General features: G+C 63.1%; 14 protein-coding genes. 10 read left to right on the forward strand and 4 right to left on the reverse strand.

The window, feature by feature from the left end; genetic code table 11:
• The first annotated feature begins 222 nt into the window (after window positions 1–222).
• A complete protein-coding gene (locus AC5XE7_RS08275; protein WP_495365629.1) occupies window positions 223–1,062 on the forward strand; it encodes an ABC transporter substrate-binding protein in 840 nt (279 codons plus the stop codon).
• A gap of 39 nt (window positions 1,063–1,101) precedes the next feature.
• On the opposite strand, the gene AC5XE7_RS08280 is transcribed toward AC5XE7_RS08275, so the two are convergent.
• The 3 genes from AC5XE7_RS08280 to AC5XE7_RS08290 all read right to left on the reverse strand — a co-directional run bounded on the left by AC5XE7_RS08280 (window position 1,102) and on the right by AC5XE7_RS08290 (window position 4,111).
• Window positions 1,102–2,268: an Mrp/NBP35 family ATP-binding protein gene (locus AC5XE7_RS08280; RefSeq protein WP_280199006.1), complete on the reverse strand. Its 1,167-nt coding sequence runs from the start codon at window positions 2,266–2,268 to the stop codon at window positions 1,102–1,104.
• A gap of 190 nt (window positions 2,269–2,458) precedes the next feature.
• On the reverse strand, window positions 2,459–3,463 hold the full coding sequence (locus AC5XE7_RS08285; protein ID WP_280199007.1) for an inorganic phosphate transporter: 1,005 nt from the start codon (window positions 3,461–3,463) through the stop codon (window positions 2,459–2,461).
• Between the two features lie 6 nt (window positions 3,464–3,469).
• Window positions 3,470–4,111, reverse strand: coding sequence for a DUF47 domain-containing protein (locus AC5XE7_RS08290; protein ID WP_239800166.1), 642 nt, complete (start codon window positions 4,109–4,111; stop codon window positions 3,470–3,472).
• Between the two features lie 182 nt (window positions 4,112–4,293).
• On the opposite strand from AC5XE7_RS08290, the gene AC5XE7_RS08295 reads away from it, so the two are divergent.
• The 7 genes from AC5XE7_RS08295 (at window position 4,294) to AC5XE7_RS08325 (ending at window position 11,680) form a co-directional block, all read left to right on the forward strand.
• Complete coding sequence (locus AC5XE7_RS08295) at window positions 4,294–5,193, forward strand: LysR family transcriptional regulator (protein WP_495365630.1); 900 nt, start codon at window positions 4,294–4,296, stop codon at window positions 5,191–5,193.
• A gap of 151 nt (window positions 5,194–5,344) precedes the next feature.
• Window positions 5,345–5,824: a formate dehydrogenase subunit gamma gene (locus tag AC5XE7_RS08300; protein ID WP_495365631.1), complete on the forward strand. Its 480-nt coding sequence runs from the start codon at window positions 5,345–5,347 to the stop codon at window positions 5,822–5,824.
• Entirely contained in the window at window positions 5,821–7,377 is a 1,557-nt protein-coding gene (locus tag AC5XE7_RS08305; protein ID WP_495365632.1) for a formate dehydrogenase beta subunit, read from the forward strand. The genes AC5XE7_RS08300 and AC5XE7_RS08305 overlap by 4 nt, the downstream gene beginning before the upstream one ends.
• A complete protein-coding gene (locus tag AC5XE7_RS08310; RefSeq protein WP_495365633.1) occupies window positions 7,374–7,595 on the forward strand; it encodes a DUF4287 domain-containing protein in 222 nt (73 codons plus the stop codon). The genes AC5XE7_RS08305 and AC5XE7_RS08310 overlap by 4 nt, the downstream gene beginning before the upstream one ends.
• A 41-nt stretch (window positions 7,596–7,636) precedes the next feature.
• Entirely contained in the window at window positions 7,637–10,510 is a 2,874-nt protein-coding gene (gene fdhF, locus AC5XE7_RS08315; protein WP_495365634.1) for a formate dehydrogenase subunit alpha, read from the forward strand.
• 56 nt (window positions 10,511–10,566) lie between these two features.
• The gene (gene fdhD / locus AC5XE7_RS08320) at window positions 10,567–11,454 is read left to right on the forward strand and encodes a formate dehydrogenase accessory sulfurtransferase FdhD (RefSeq protein WP_495365635.1); all 888 of its coding nucleotides are present in this window, start codon (window positions 10,567–10,569) and stop codon (window positions 11,452–11,454) included.
• Window positions 11,444–11,680, forward strand: coding sequence for a formate dehydrogenase subunit delta (locus tag AC5XE7_RS08325; RefSeq protein WP_495365636.1), 237 nt, complete (start codon window positions 11,444–11,446; stop codon window positions 11,678–11,680). Before fdhD ends, AC5XE7_RS08325 begins: the two co-directional genes overlap by 11 nt.
• Window positions 11,681–11,716: 36 nt before the next feature.
• Here the strand turns inward: AC5XE7_RS08325 and AC5XE7_RS08330 are convergent, their stop codons facing one another.
• On the reverse strand, window positions 11,717–12,304 hold the full coding sequence (locus AC5XE7_RS08330; RefSeq protein WP_495365637.1) for a TetR/AcrR family transcriptional regulator: 588 nt from the start codon (window positions 12,302–12,304) through the stop codon (window positions 11,717–11,719).
• Between the two features lie 125 nt (window positions 12,305–12,429).
• On the opposite strand from AC5XE7_RS08330, the gene AC5XE7_RS08335 reads away from it, so the two are divergent.
• Window positions 12,430–13,644 carry an efflux RND transporter periplasmic adaptor subunit gene (locus AC5XE7_RS08335; RefSeq protein ID WP_495365639.1) on the forward strand — a complete coding sequence of 405 codons (1,215 nt, stop codon included), beginning with the start codon at window positions 12,430–12,432 and terminating at the stop codon, window positions 13,642–13,644.
• Window positions 13,641–16,739, forward strand: coding sequence for an efflux RND transporter permease subunit (locus AC5XE7_RS08340; protein ID WP_495365640.1), 3,099 nt, complete (start codon window positions 13,641–13,643; stop codon window positions 16,737–16,739). Before AC5XE7_RS08335 ends, AC5XE7_RS08340 begins: the two co-directional genes overlap by 4 nt.
• Window positions 16,740–16,807: the final 68 nt, after the last annotated feature.

A 16,807-nucleotide genomic window follows, 5' to 3' on the forward strand; every position in this document is an offset into this window, starting at 1 on the left:
CGTCTGCACAAGAGCCCCGTCCTCCTGTGCAGCGGTCCTGGATGTACCTGAATGTTGCCGCGCTTTGGCTGCAACAGATCACGTACAAGCGTCATGTTAAAGTAAATTGTGGCATCACTGCGCATGAACCATGCCAATTACAGCCATAATCGTAGCAAAACTTGTGGCCGTGGCGTTTTCATAGGAAAAGCGCAGAGTTCCAGATCGATCGGATGTCGAATCGTGCGTTTACGGCTTGCCGCAGTTGTCGTCGTTTTTCTTGCCGCCTTGCTGCCGGCTGCAAAGGCGCAGGAACCTGTCATTCCGCAATTGTGGGATGCCAAGGAACGGCTGCCGAAGCCGGATCTGTCCGCATTGCCGCGACTGCGGTTTCTGACCACGACGGATTTTCCGCCGTTCAACTTCCTTGATGGTCAGGGCCGGCTGTCGGGTTTTCATGTCGATCTTGTCCGCGCCATCTGCGCCCGTCTGGAGCTTGCCGACAAATGCCAGATACAGGCTGTTCCATGGGACGAATTGCAGGGCGCGCTGGAACTGGGCGAGGGCGAGGCCATCATCGCGGGGCTGGCCGCGACAGCGGAAACACGCACCGCCTACGCCTTCTCGCGCCCCTATCTGCAGTTCCCTGCGCGGTTTGCAGTGCAGAAATCTCGGGCTCCATCGGAGCCTGTGCAGGACAGTCTCAGGGGCAGACCGGTCGGCGTTGTGGCGGGCTCCGCGCATGAGCGCATGCTACGCGATTATTTTGGAGCGGTCACGGTCGTTGCCCTGCCGGATGACGATGCCCTGCAGGCTGAACTGAAGGCTGGGCGCATCGATGCCGCCTTTGGCGACGGCATGCGCCTGTCATTCTGGCTGGCCGATGCGGCTTCGGAAAAATGCTGCCGCTTTGCCGGTGGCCCGCTGATCGCGCCCGAATATCTCGGCACGGGGCTGGCGATTGCCACCCGCGCCGGCGATGCGCTGCTGCCTGCCGCTCTGGATTACGCATTGCAGGACATTGCGGCGAAAGGCACTTTTGCCGAACTCTACCTGCGCTATTTCCCGGTCGGCTTCTATTGAGGTCCGTAAGCCTATCCTAAGTAAGCAAATGCTTATTCTTCATTCGAAGACGATGGCGGGGCCGCCGGAGCCGGCGTTCTTTTCCTCCTGCAGGCGTTGCCAGACCTTTGCGGCGATGTCACGGTAGATGCGTGCTTCCGGCCCGTCCGGCCGGCTGACGGTGACAGGCTTTCCGGCGTCCGAGCTTTCGCGGATGCCCATTTCGAGCGGCACCTCGCCGAGGAAGGCGACACCAAGCCGCTCCGCTTCGCGCCGCGCGCCGCCATGGCCGAAAATATCGTAGCGCTTGCCGGTATCGGGAGCGATGAAATAGCTCATGTTCTCGACGATGCCGAGCAGCGGCACGTCCACTTTCCGGAACATGTTGAGGCCCTTGCGGGCATCGATCAGGGCAAGGTCCTGCGGCGTCGAGACGATGACGGCGCCGGCCAGCGGCACCTGCTGGGCCATGGTGAGCTGGGCGTCGCCGGTGCCGGGGGGCATGTCCACCACCAGCACGTCGAGCTGGCCCCATTCCACCTCGCGCAGCATCTGGGTCAGCGCCGAGACGACCATCGGCCCGCGCCAGATCATCGGCGTTTCCTCGTCGACGAGGAAGCCCATCGACATGACCTTGAGGCCGTAATTCTGCATCGGCTTCAGGATCTTGCCGTCGGCGCTCTCGGGGCGGCCATGGATGCCGAGCAGTTTGGGCATCGACGGGCCATAGATGTCGGCATCGAGCACGCCGACCTTCAGCCCGTTGGCGGCAAGGCCGAGCGCGAGGTTCACCGACGTGGTCGATTTGCCGACCCCGCCCTTGCCGGAGGCAACGGCGACGATGGCCTCGATGCCGGGAACGCCGCGCTTGCCCGGGCTGCGTGACGGCGGCGCCGGCTGCGGCGCGCGCGCTGAAGAAGGTGTCGGGCGAGGTTGTGGGGTCGGACGTGCAGGTGGCGCGGCTTCCATGCCGCCGCCCTTCTTCTCTGCCGTCAGCGTCACCACTGCGCCGTTGACGCCGGGAATGGCCTTCACCACGCGTTCCGCCGCGGCCCGCAGCGGTTCCATGTGGTCGGCACGTTCGGCCGGAACGGTGATGGAGAAAAACACCTTGCCGTCGGCGATGAAAATCTCCGACAGCATGCCGAGATCGACGATGTTGCCGGAAAAATCCGGCCCGCTCACGCTTCTCAGCCGCTCGGTGACAACTTCCTTGGTGACGGACATTGCTTGTACCTCATGCCTGGGGCCTGTTGCCGCCAGATCGCCGTGCGTCCGTCCGGACGCACAAAGGACGATCTGAATTATTGATGGAGCATCGGTATGGCCGAAAACCGGATTCCACTTTTCGGTCCGATGCTCTAGCCAGTGATGAGATACTGCATAAGCCGGCTCGCTCCAAGCGCTGCCGGCTGCGTCATCCTGCCAGCTGTATCAGATAATAGGTGACGGCCGAAATGACGGCGGTTGCCGGAAGCGTCACCACCCAGGCAATCACGATGTTGCCGGCAATGCCCCAGCGCACCGCCGAAACGCGGCGCGCCGCACCCACGCCGATGATGGCGCCGGTGATGGTGTGGGTGGTCGAAACCGGAATGCCGAGCCATGTGGCGCCGAACAGGGTGATCGCCCCGCCGGTCTCGGCGCAGAACCCCTGCATCGGGTTCAGCCGGGTGATCTTGGAGCCCATGGTGTGCACGATGCGCCAGCCGCCGAACAGCGTGCCCAGCGCCAGAACCGCCTGACAGCTCAGCACCACCCACAGCGGCACGTAGAAGGTGTCGCCCAGCATGCCCTGCGAGTAGAGCAGCACGGCGATGATGCCCATCGTCTTCTGCGCGTCGTTGCCGCCATGGCCGAGCGAATAGAGCGAGGCGGAAATGAATTGCAGCACGCGGAACGAGCGGTCGACCGCGAACGGTGTCTGGCGCACGAACAGCCATGACACGATCAGGATCAGCACAAGAGCGAGCACGAAGCCGGTGAGCGGCGACAGCACGATGGCGGACGTGGTTTTCAGAACACCTGTCCACACCACGGCGCCGGTTCCGGCCTTGGCGATGCCCGCCCCCAGCAGGCCGCCGATCAGCGCATGCGAACTGCTCGATGGAATGCCGGCCAGCCATGTGATGATGTTCCAGGCGATCGCCCCCGCAAGGGCCGCGAAGATCACGCCGGGCGTCACGATGTCGGCATCGACGATGCCGGTGCCCAGCGTCTCGGCCACATGCAGGCCGAAGAACAGGAAGGCGATGAAGTTGAAGAAGGCGGCCCACATCACCGCATATTGGGGGCGAAGAACGCGGGTCGAGACGATGGTCGCGATGGAGTTCGCGGCATCGTGCAGCCCGTTGAGAAAATCGAAGAACAGGGCGACGCCGATCAGGCCGATCAGCAGCGGAAGGGCGATTGTGGCGTCCATGTCGGATCAGACGTTTTCGACAACGATGCCGGAAATCTCGCTCGCCACGTCCTCGAAACGGTCCACGACCTTTTCGAGCTGGTTGTAGAGTTCCGAGCCGACGAAATAAGCCAGTGCGTCCCCCTTCGCGTGGCGGCGGTAGAGGTCGCGCAATCCGCGCTCGTACAGATCGTCGGAGCGCTCTTCCACCTTCACCACTTCCTCGGCGATCTCGCTGAGGCGATGCACGTTCTGGCCCACCTTGTTGAGCAGGGGAACGGCTTCGGCGACGAGCCTGGCGGCTTCGACAACGGCGACGCCCATTTCCTGCATCAGCGGATCGAACTCGGTCTGCTCGAAGCGGCGTACGGTCTTGACCGTCTTGTGCATCATGTCGATGGCGTCATCCATCGACTGGATCAGATCCTGAATGTCGCTGCGGTCGAAAGGTGTGATGAAGGAGCGGCGCACGGCCAGCATCACCTCGGCAGTGATCAGGTCGGCCTCTTTCTCCAGACGCACGATCTCGTCGGCGTTCCTGTCGACATCTTTTCCGGCAAGCAGTTGCTGCAGGGCTTCGGCGGCCCCGACAACGGCATGGGAATGACGTTCAAAGAGATCGAAGAACTTGTCCTCGCGCGGAAGCATTTTCCGGAACCAGCCAAGCATGTCGGATCTTTCGTCGGTTATCGATGTTTTCCCTTAACGCCGGTTTGCCGGAACGCAAACACATAGTCGGCTGAAAAATGTGGAAGTTCGGCTCAAATTTCGTCTTTTGACGGATGACTTGCGAAGCCGGGCAATTTCACAGACCCTAGAGGCACAGATCGCCAGTCAGGCTCCGGGTTCGCATGATCGACAAGCTGGAATTCTTCATCGCCCTTGCCCGTGAGGAGCATTTCGGCCGCGCGGCTGAAATCTGCGGCGTCACACAGCCGACCCTGTCGGCGGCGATCAAGCAGCTTGAGGACCAGCTCGGCGTCATGCTGGTCAAGCGCGGTTCGCGCTTCCAGGGGCTGACGGCGGAGGGCGATCAGGTGCTGGTGTGGGCCCGCCGCATCGTCGGCGATGCACACGCCATGCGCGAGGAGATGCGCGCGGCGCGGCACGGCCTGTCGGGGCGCATACGCATAGCCGCCATCCCGACCGCACTGGCGATGATGCCGCGCCTGACGACGCCGTTCCGCGAAAAGCATCCGGGCGTGACGTTCTCGATCATGTCGCGCACGTCGATCGAAATCCTGTCGCTGCTCGGCAATTTCGAGATCGACGCCGGCATCACCTATCTCGACAACGAGCCGCTTGGCCGCGTGACCAGCGTGCCGCTCTATCATGAGCGCTATCAGCTCATCACCTCGGCCGGCAATCCGCTGGCCGAGCGGGAGAAGGTGACGTGGAAGGAGGTTAGCCGGCTGCCGCTCTGTCTGCTGACGCCCGATATGCAGAACCGGCGCATCATCGACCAGCATCTGGCCGAGGCCGGGGTGCAGATGCGGCCCACGCTGGAATCGAATTCCATGATCGTGCTGTTCTCGCATATCCGCACCGGCAAATGGTCGTCGATCATGCCGCTCACCCTCACCGAGACCCTTGGCTTCGCCGAGCCGATCCGGGCGATTCCCATCGTGGAACCCGATGCCAGCCACATTGTCGGCCTCGTTGTCGGGCCGCGCCTGCCCCACACCCCGCTGGTTTCCGGTCTGCTGGACGAAGCAAGGGCACTGGCCCGGTTTTTTCGCCGCGAAAAATAGTTTAGTATTTCCTGACAGTTATTATATTTCACCGACCTTCGATAGGAAACTTCTATCACTCAACGGAAAGTGACTATTGATCAGGGCGTTATTCTCTGATTGCATAACGGTCTGGCGAGGAGATATCGCTGTTGTTCAGGGAGGGCGCTGCATGGTGATGCAGAGCGCAGGTACCGGGATCGAAGCGCAGGTTGCGTCGATCGTCGATGGCATGAAAGGCATGGAGGGGCCGCTTCTGCCCATTCTGCACGAGGTGCAGGAGGAGTTCGGCTATGTGCCGCAGGAAGCCCTTCCGGTCATCGCCAGCGCCCTGAACTTGTCGCGCGCCGAAGTCTATGGCGTGGTTTCCTTCTATCACGATTACCGCAAGGAGCCGGCCGGCCGTCATGTGCTGAAGCTTTGCCAGGCGGAATCCTGCCAGTCGATGGGATCGGACGGCGTCGCCGCGCGTTTCAAGCAGGCGCTCGGCATCGGCTTTCACCAGACCACTCCCGATGGGCGGGTGACGCTGGAGCCGGTCTATTGCCTCGGCCTGTGCGCCTGCTCGCCGGCCGCCATGCTCGACGGCGAGGTCATCGGCCGCATCGATGCCGCGCGCGTCGACGAGATCGTTGCGGAGGTGCGCCGGTGAAGCCCGTCATTTACATTCCCGGCGATTCAGGCGCGCTGGCTCTCGGAGCCGACAAAGTCGCGGCCGCCGTCGCCGCCGAACTGAAGGCGCGCGGCATCGAGGCGAAGATCGTGCGCAACGGTTCGCGCGGCGCCTATTTTCTGGAGCCGATGGTCGAGATCGACACCGGCGCGGCGCGTGTCGCCTACGGTCCGGTGCGCCCGTCTCAGGTCAAGGGCCTGTTCGATGCCGGTTTCCTGACCGGCGGCACGCATGAACTGGCGCTGGGCGACCCGGAAAAAATCCCGTTCTTCGCCCACCAGACGCGCCTCACCTTCGCCCGCTGCGGCATCACCGATCCGTTCTCGCTTGAGGATTACGAGCGCCATGGCGGACTTGCCGGCCTGCGCAAGGCTGCCGCGATGGCTCCGCTCGAGATCGTGACCGAGGTGACGGAATCGGGCCTGCGCGGGCGCGGCGGCGCCGGCTTCCCCACCGGCATCAAGTGGAAAACGGTGCTCGATACGGATGATGTGCGCAAATACATCGTCTGCAATGCCGACGAAGGCGATTCCGGCACCTTTGCCGATCGCATGATCATGGAGGGCGACCCCTTCGTGCTGATCGAGGGCATGGCGATCGCCGGCCTTGCCACCGGCGCGACCAAAGGCTTCCTCTACACCCGTTCCGAATATCCGCATGCCATAGCCGCCATGCGCCGGGCCGTGGAAATCGCGAGGCGCGCGAAAATCCTGGGGCCGGATGTGATGGGCTCGGGCCGCGCCTTCGACATGGAAGTGCGCGAGGGCGCCGGCGCCTATGTCTGCGGCGAGGAGACGGCTCTGCTCGACAGTCTCGAGGGCAAGCGCGGCATGGTGCGCGCCAAGCCGCCGCTGCCGGCCCACAAGGGCCTGTTCGGCAAGCCGACGGTGATCAACAACGTCATCAGTCTCGCCTCCGTGCCGATCATTCTCGACAAGGGCGCCGCCTACTACAAGGACTTCGGCATGGGCCGCTCGCGCGGCACCATCCCGATCCAGATCGCCGGCAACATCCGTTATCCCGGCCTGTTCGAAACCGCCTTCGGCCTGACGCTCGGCGAGATCGTCGACGACATCGGCGGCGGCACCGCAACCGGCCGCCCCGTCAAGGCCGTGCAGGTGGGCGGACCGCTCGGCGCCTATTTTCCGCGCGATCTGTTCGATACGCCGTTCGACTACGAGGCTTTCGCCGCGAAGGACGGCTTGATCGGCCACGCCGGCATCACGGTCTTCGATGACAGCGCCGATATGCTGAAGCAGGCGCGCTTCGCCATGGAGTTCTGCGCGATCGAGAGCTGCGGCAAGTGCACGCCCTGCCGGATCGGTTCCACGCGCGGTGTCGAGGTGCTGGACAAGCTGGCCGCCGGCATTGCGCCGGACACCCAGATCGAGCTCGTCACCGACCTGTGCAACACCATGAAGTTCGGCTCGCTCTGCGCGCTCGGTGGTTTCACGCCCTATCCGGTGATGAGTGCGCTGACCCACTTCCCTGAAGATTTCAGGCCGGCGCCGATGCGGGAGGCCGCTGAATGACGACGCAGGATAAGGTCAGGGGTCCGGCTTCCTACTTTCCGTCGATCGAGCAGAAGTACGGAAAGCCGATCTCGCACTGGAAAGACCTTATCGAAAGCCAGACCGGCAAGAAGCACATGGAGCTTGTCGCATGGCTGAAGGAAACGCATGGCCTCGGCCATGGCCACGCCAACGCGCTGGTCGCTGATACGCTCGCGGCACGCGAAGGCAAAGACTGAACCGGCGCCGGAAGAGCGCTGCTTTCAAGGGGAGTCTCGACATGGGTCTCGTTCACGAAACCGACTACGGCACACCTGAATCGCGGGCCGAAAAGGAGGTCACGCTGATTGTCGACGGCAAGCCGGTGACGGTTCCGGAAGGAACCTCGATCATGCGCGCCTCGATGGAGGCGGGGATCGAGATTCCGAAGCTGTGCGCCACCGACATGCTGGACTCCTTCGGCTCCTGCCGCATCTGCCTGGTGGAGATCGAGGGCCGCAACGGAACGCCCGCTTCCTGCACCACGCCGGTCGGCGAAGGCATGGTCGTCCACACCCGCTCCGACCGGCTCGATGCCATCCGCAAGGGGGTCATGGAGCTTTACGTTTCCGATCATCCCAGTGGCTGGAATGAACAGCGCGGCACCGGCCAGAGCGAATTCGACAAGGTGGCGGCCACCGTCGGGCTGGAGGAGAACCGCTACGGTCTGGACGGGCGCAACCACGTCGCGCCGGGCAATGGCTCGCTCAACATCGACTATCTGGTCCGCGACGAAACCAACCCCTATTTCACCTATGACCCTTCCCAGTGCATCGTCTGCTCGCGCTGCGTGCGGGCCTGCGAGGACGTGCAGGGCACCTTCGCGCTGACCATCGATGGCCGGGGCTTCGATTCCCGCATCACCCCCGGCATGCACGAGGACTTCGTGGAATCCGAATGCGTGTCCTGCGGCGCCTGCGTGCAGGCCTGCCCCACCGATGCGCTGCGCGAAAAGACCGTTCTCGAACACGGCATGCCCGAGCGCTCCGTGGTCACCACCTGTGCCTATTGCGGTGTCGGCTGCTCGTTCAAGGCCGAGGTCAAGGGCGATGAGGTGCTGCGCATGGTTCCCTACAAGGGCGGCGAGGCCAATCATGGCCACAGCTGCGTCAAGGGCCGCTTCGCCTATGGCTATGCCACGCACAGGGACCGCATTCTGAAGCCGATGATCCGCGAGCGGATTTCCGATCCGTGGCGCGAGGTGAGCTGGGAGGAGGCGATCAGCCACGCGGCGAGCGAGTTTCGCCGCATCCAGTACCAGTACGGCCGCGCCTCCATCGGCGGCATCACCTCCTCGCGCTGCACGAACGAAGAAACCTATCTCGTCCAGAAGCTGGTGCGTCAGGGCTTCGGCAACAACAATGTCGACACCTGCGCCCGCGTCTGCCATTCGCCGACCGGCTATGGCCTCGGTCAGGCCTACGGCACCTCGGCCGGAACGCAGGATTTCGATTCGGTCGAGGAAAGCGATGTCATCGTCGTCATCGGCGCCAATCCGACCGATGCGCATCCTGTCTTCGGCTCGCGCATGAAGAAGCGCATCCGCGAGGGCGCGCGGCTGATCGTCATCGATCCGCGCCGCACCGATCTCGTCAAAAGCCCGCATATCACGGCGGATTACCATCTGGCCCTGCGGCCCGGCACCAATGTCGCCATGCTCACCGCGATTGCCCATGTCATCGTCACCGAAGGTCTGGTGAACGAGCAGTTCGTACGCGAGCGCTGCGAATGGGATGCCTTCCAGGACTGGGCTGAATTCGTTGCCGACGAGGCCAACAGCCCTGAAGCAATTGCCGACTATATCGGTGTGCCTGCCGAAGACATCCGCGGGGCCGCGCGCCTCTACGCCACCGGCGGCAACGGCGCGATCTATTACGGCCTCGGCGTGACCGAGCACAGCCAGGGCTCGACCTCGGTGATGGCCATCGCCAATCTCGCCATGGCGACCGGCAATATCGGCCGCCGCGGCGTCGGCGTGAACCCGCTGCGCGGGCAGAACAATGTGCAGGGCTCCTGCGACATGGGTTCCTTCCCGCACGAGCTGCCGGGCTATCGCCACATCTCCGGCGATGCCACCCGCGCCATTTTTGAAGAATTGTGGGGCGTCAAGCTCGACAACGAACCGGGCCTGCGCATTCCCAACATGCTGGATGCCGCCGTCGACGGCACCTTCAAGGGTATCTATGTGCAGGGTGAGGACATTCTCCAGTCCGATCCCGACACGCACCACGTCGCCGCCGGCCTCGCGGCCATGGAATGCGTGGTGGTTCAGGACCTGTTCCTGAACGAGACCGCCAACTATGCCCATGTGTTCCTGCCGGGTTCGACCTTTATGGAGAAGGACGGCACCTTCACCAATGCCGAACGCCGCATCAACCGCGTGCGCAAGGTGATGGAACCGAAAGCCCGCTATGCGGACTGGGAGGCGACGCAGGAACTGGCGCGCGCTCTCGGCTTCGACTGGAACTACACCCACCCCTCGCAGATCATGGATGAAATCGCGGCCACGACGCCGAGCTTTGCCAATGTGTCCTACGAGTTGCTGGAGAAGATGGGCTCCGTGCAGTGGCCCTGCAACGACAGCGCGCCTGAGGGCACGCCGATCATGCATCTCGACGGCTTCGTGCGCGGCAAAGGCAAATTCATCCGCACCGAATATGTGGCGACCGACGAGAAGACGGGTCCGCGCTTCCCGCTGCTGCTCACCACCGGCCGCATTCTGTCGCAATATAACGTCGGCGCGCAGACGCGGCGCACGGACAATGTGGTCTGGCATGACGAGGACCGGCTGGAAATCCATCCGCACGATGCCGAACATCGCGGCATCCGCAATGGCGACTGGGTGCGCGTGGCAAGCCGCGCCGGCGAGACGACGCTGCGGGCGCTGATCACGGACCGGGTGTCGCCGGGCGTGGTCTACACCACATTCCACCATCCGCTGACACAGGCCAATGTCGTCACCACCGACTATTCGGACTGGGCGACCAACTGTCCCGAATACAAGGTCACTGCCGTGCAGATCATGCCGTCCAACGGCCCGAGCGACTGGCAGGTCGAGTATGAGGAGCAGGCCCGCCGCAGCCGGCGCATCGCGCCGCTGGCCGCTGCCGAGTGAACAGGTGTGTCGGGGCAGGGAAGACGCAGGACGGTGCATGATGCTATGGTTGCGCCATGACACGTTCTGACGCTGTGCTTTCCCCCGCCTGTTCTCCCGCCACGTCCGATGGCGTTGAAGACCCGCGTCCTGTCGTCACCGCGACGCGGCGCATCACCCATCGTGGCGAGGGTATCGCCGCGGCCGACCGCATGGTGCCGGAGGAGACGCCGATCGCGCTCTCCTATGGCGGCACCACCCATGCGGTGATGATGGCTTCGCCCGCCGATTTCGAGGATTTCGCGCTCGGCTTTTCCATAACCGAAGGCATTGTCGCGGCGGCTGGCGAGATCGAGTCGGTGGAGGTTCAGGATCTGGGAGCTGGCATCGACATCCAGATCCGCCTGCGCGACAGCGCCAACAGGCGCTTCGAAGCCCGGCGTCGCCGGCTCGCCGGCCCGGTTGGCTGCGGCCTGTGCGGCATCGAGTCGATCGAGGAGGCGATGCGCAGCGTGGACGAGGTGGATGCCTCGCAACTCAGGCTGACGCCGGACGACGTCACGCGCGCGGTGCGGCTTCTGTCGGGCCTGCAGCCGATGCATCGGCAAACGGGCGCCGTTCATGCAGCGGGTTTTTATCTGCCGGGCAAGGGCGTGGTCATGGCCCGCGAGGATGTTGGCCGCCACAACGCGCTGGACAAGCTGGCCGGTGCGCTGTCACGGGAAGGCATTTCCGGGCAGGGTGGTGCGGTGGTCGTGACCTCGCGCGTTTCCGTCGAAATGGTGCAGAAAACCGCTGCCATCGGCACGCCCTTCATCATCGCCGTCTCCGCGCCGACGGCGCTTGCTATAAGAACCGCCGAAGCCGCAGGCATGACGCTGATCGCGCTGGTGCGCGGCGATGATTTCGACATCTTCACCCATCCCGATCGCGTCGTTACCGGAGGTGCCCGGCATGTCGCCTGACAAGCTCGTCTACCAGGCCAATCAGATCGCCCGGTTCTTTCACTCAAAGCCGCATGAAGAGGGGGTGGCCGGCATCGCCGAGCACATCAACAAGTTCTGGGAGCCGCGCATGCGCCGCCAGTTCTTCGAGCTCATCAGGGCCGGCGATGCGGGTTTCGACAATCTGGTCGTCGAGGCCGCCGCACATATCCGTACGCCCCCGGCAGCCGAAAAGGTCGCTGGCTGACGCCATCGGAGGTTTCGCAAAAGGATCGGCCCGGATCTATCCGGCCGGAGGCAGTTCCGGAGCGTCCTTCACGCCAATTTGATTCGGGGCGCTGTCCGCCATGGCGATGAGCGCATCGAGAAGGATCTGCCGCTCGTCTTCGCTGAGCGCGTGAAATTCAAACAGCGTCATGCTGCGCAGGCCCTCGATTGCCAGATAGACGACAAGCAGGGCTTGCAGGTCCGGCGTTTTCGTCTTCAGCCGTTCGAAAAGCTGGCGCTTGAAGGATTTGATTGGCGTCAGGAATTCGGGATCCTGGGCGATTGCGGAGAAAATCCAGGAGGCTGAAGCTTCAGTCTCCTGACATTCCTCCATCGAAAGCCGGATATAGGCGCGCAGCAGGTTTTTTTGCGAATCGGCAGCGTGAGCATCTTCCAGAGAAGCCTGAAAGTCCTGCAAATGCTGCTCCACAAGCGCCTGCATGAGTTTTGCCTTGCTCGGGAAATTGTAAAGCAGCCCGCCTTTCGATATACCCGCACGGCTGGCAACAGCGTCGAGCGAGAGATTGCCGGGGCCGGCTTCTCGCGCTACATCCGCTGCTGCAGCGAGGATTTTATCGCGTGAATTGGACTTTCTGGGTTTCATGAGCGTTCCCATACGAAGCCTGAACCCAATTGACAATACCGTCCGGACGGTACAGTAGAGATCGCCGAATTTACCCCACGCTGTCCGAAAGCCTGTTCCAGACCAGCCGACCGAGAGGGACTACCTTGATCAAGCGCTTCATCATCGCATTCATCCTGCTTGTGGTCGTCTGCGGCGGCATAGTCGGATTCAACCTGTTCCGTGACAAGGCGATTCAGGATTTCTTCGCCAACATGCCGGTCAATCCCGTGGCTGTGTCGACCTTCAAGGTCGAACCCATCACCTGGACGCCGAAGCTTGAGGCCATCGGCACGGTCGCGGCCGCGCAGGGCGTCGACCTCACCGTGGAAACGACGGGCATCGTCAAGGAAATCCTGTTCAAGGCCAATGACAAGGTCGAGCAGGGTCAGGTGCTGGTGCGGCTCGACGATGCCGTTCAGAAGGCCGACCTCGAAGCTGCGAAGACGCAGGAAGCGCTCGACAAGCAGGCGCTCGACCGCGCCGTGGCGCTGCAGAAGCGCGGCGTCGGCACCGATGCAACCCTCGATAATGCACGCGCCGCCTGGCAGACCTCTACGTCGCAGGTTGTGAAGCTGCAGGCCGTTCTCGACCAGAAGCTGCTGAAGGCGCCTTTCTCCGGCACCATCGGCATTCCGCGCATCGAGGTAGGCCAGTATGTGGCGCCGGGCAACGCGGTGACGACGCTTCAGGACCTCGACACCATGCGCGCCGATTTCAGCGTCGCCGAGCAGCGTTTCCCGGACCTTCAGATCGGTCGTGAAGTCCTGTTCGGGCTGGATGGCGATGACATGCCCTATAAGGGAGCCATCACCGGCATCGATCCCAAGATTGACCCGGCCAGCCGTCTGGCCTCGGCCCGCGCTGCAATCTCCAATCCCGACGGCAAGCTGAGCCCCGGCCAGTTCGTGCAGGTGCGTGTGGTTCTGCCGAGCGAGGAAAACATCATCGCCGTGCCGCAGACGGCCGTTATCACCAGCCTCTATGGCGACTATGTCTATGTGGTGCGCCCTGCCGCGGAGCGGAAGGCCGGTGCTGCCGCTGCCGGAACGGAGCCTGCCAAGGAAGAGGCCGCCCCGGCTGACGCCGCCAAGCCTGCCGAACCGGCCAAGGCGGATGACAAGCAGTCTCTGGTCGCCAATCAGGTGTTCGTGACCATCGGCCGCCGCAGCGACGGCCGTGTCGAGATCATCAAGGGTATCTCCGCCGGCGATGAGGTCGTGACTGCCGGCCAGAACCGCCTCAACAATGGCTCAGCCGTCTTCATCGACAACGCGGTCGATCCGTCCAAGGGCGGACAGCCCGGGAGCAAGAGCGAATGAATTTCTCCGCACTTTTCATCAGGCGACCGGTCCTTTCGACCGTTGTCGCGCTGCTGATCCTGCTGCTTGGCTTTCAGGGCCTGTTCAACCTTTCGGTGCGTGAATATCCGAAGGTTGACGAGACGGTCATCACCGTCACCACGGTCTATGCCGGCGCCAGCCCGGATCTGATTCAGGGTTTCATCACCGCGCCCATCGCGGAAGCGGTGGCGACCACGGAAAACATCGACTACGTCAGCTCCCAGAGCATGCCGTCCTCGTCGGTGGTGACCGTGCAGATGAAGCTCGGCTCCGACCCTGACACCGCCTTGACCGAGGTGATGTCCAAGGTGCAGGAAGTGCGCAGCAAGCTGCCCAGCGGCGCCAAGGACCCCACCATCGTCAAGGGCACCGGACAGCAGTTCGCGATCATGTATCTGGCGGTGCAAAGCCCGCACATGACCTCCGAGCAGGTGACGGAATATATTGACCGGGTGCTGCGCCCGCGCATGTCCACGATTGAGGGCGTTGCGCAGGTGCAGGTGCTGGGCGCGGCGAACTACTCCATGCGCGTGTGGATCGACCCGATCCGGCTCGCCGCTCATGGTCTGACCGCGGCCGAAGTGCTGGGCGCGATCAACAATTCGAACTTCCTTGCCGCGCCGGGCAAGACCGAAAACGAATATGTCGCGCAGTCGATCACCATGGAATCGACGCTGCAGACGCCCGAAACATTCGGTGCGCTGCCGCTGAAGAGCAATGGCGACGGCATCGTTCGCTTGCGCGATGTCGCGAAAATCGATCTGGCCGCGCAAAGCACCGATACGCGCGTTGTCTTCAACGGTGAGCCGGGCACCTTCATCGGCATCTTCCCGACGCCGTCGGCCAACCCGCTCGACACCGCGTCTGCCGTGGAAAAGGAACTGCCTGCCATTCAGGAAACCCTGCCGCAGGACATGAACATCACCCTGGTCTATGACGCGACCGAGCAGATCAGCGCGTCGATCAAGGAGGTTTTCAAGACCATCGGCGAAGCGGTGATCATCGTTATTCTGGTGATCCTGCTGTTCCTCGGGTCGCTGCGCTCGGTTGTGATGCCGGTCATCACCATTCCGCTGTCGCTAATCGGTGTCGGCTTCCTGCTTTTCCTTGCCGGTTATTCGATCAACCTTCTGTCGCTGCTGGCCATGGTTCTGGCCATCGGCCTCGTCGTCGACGACGCCATCGTGGTGGTGGAGAACATCCATCGTCATATGGAGGAGGGGCTCAGTCCGATGGATGCCGCGTTCGTCGGCATGCGCGAGATCACCGGCCCGGTCGTCTCCATGACGATCACGCTGGCTGCCGTGTTCGCGCCGCTCGCCTTCACCGGCGGCCTCACCGGCTCGCTGTTCCGCGAGTTCGCGCTGACACTGGCGGGGGCGGTGGTCATTTCCGGCGTGGTCGCCATCACGGTCACGCCGATGATGTCGGCGCGGCTGCTGAAGTCCGGCAGCCACAGCCGGTTCGCGGCCTTCATCGACAGAACCTTCGATCGCATCGCCAATCGCTATGAGCGCCTCGTTGCCGGCTCGCTGAACTACCGTCCGGTGACACTGATGGTGGTCGTCGCACTGGTGTCGGTCACCGGCTTCATGTTCATGAAGACGTCGAGCGAGCTGGCGCCGGAGGAAGATGTCGGCGCGCTGTTCTCTCTGGTCACCGCACCGCGCTACGCGACCTCGGATTACACCAGCCTTTATCTCGATCAGATCTACGAGGTCACGAAGGATCTGCCCGAACTGCGGGCCGCCTTCTCGGTGGTTGGCATCGGTGGCGGCACCAACAGCGGTTTCGCCATCTGGGCGTTCAAGGACTGGGCGCAGCGCACCCGCTCGCAAAAGGACATTCAGGCGGATATTCAGGGGCGTCTGGGCAAGGTCGCCGGCGTTGAAGCGCTGGTGTTCGCACCGCCTTCGCTGCCCGGAGCCGGCGGCGGTCTGCCGATCTCCGTCGTCATCCAGTCTACGGGCGAGGCCAGCCAGGTCTATGAGGTTGCCGAGAAGATCAGGCAGGAGGCGCAGGCCTCCGGCCGGTTCATCATCGTGCAGAACTCGCTGTCCTTCGATGCGCCGCAGGTGACGGTCACGGTCGACCGCGACCGGGCCGCGGCCATGAACATCCCCATCAGCGCGATCGGTCAGACGCTGGGTCTTCTGGTCGGCGGCGCTGAAGTTGCGCAGTTCGACCGCGACTCCAAGTCCTATGACATCATTCCGCAGGTGCCGCAGGAGTATCGCAACAACCCCGAACGTCTGGGCGACTTCTACGTCCGCGCGACCACCGGGGAGATGGTGCCGATTTCGGCGGTGATCACCATCAAGACCAACTCCTCGCCCGCCTCGATCGATCAGTTCAACCAGCTGAACTCGGCGACGATCTCGGCGCTGCCGGTTCCGGGGGTCACCACGGGCACGGGTGTGGAGACCATCGAGCAGATCACGCGGGCGGCACTTCCGGACGGCTTCTTCGTCGATTATTCCGGTCAGACGCGTCTTGAAAAGGAGCAGGGCAACACCATCATGATCGCTTTTGCGGCTGCGGTGGTGGTCATCTATCTGGTGCTGGCCGCACAGTTCGAAAGCTTCCGCGATCCGCTCATCATCATGATGTCGGTGCCGCTTTCGATCTTCGGGGCAATCGTGCCGCTCAATCTGGGGCTTGGAACGCTCAACATCTACACGCAGGTGGGCCTGATCACGCTGATAGGCCTGATCACCAAACATGGTATTCTGCTTGTGGAGTTCGCGAACCAGCTTCGCGGCGAGCAGGGCCTGTCACGGCGCGAGGGCATCATCGCTTCCGCCAAGGTACGCCTGCGCCCGATCCTGATGACCACGGCAGCCATGGCGCTCGGCGTCGTGCCGCTGATCATGGCGCAGGGAGCGGGTGCCGCTGCCCGTCACTCGATGGGTCTGGTGATCTTCTTCGGTGTTCTCATCGGCACCATGTTCACCCTGTTCGTGGTCCCGATGTTCTACACTTTCCTTGCCAGCAAGGATCAGGGCGATGCCTATGACCGCGAGCCTGCCGCGGTGCCGGCCGCGCCGGAGGCAAAGCCTGCGGCCGGTCACTAAGGCAACAGCCTTGCCGGCGGCCGCTGGCGTATAGAGGTCAGAAAAAGCCCAGGAAGCCCGGCAATGCG

Source organism: Aquamicrobium sp. YD-1-mutant5, assembly GCF_059509755.1.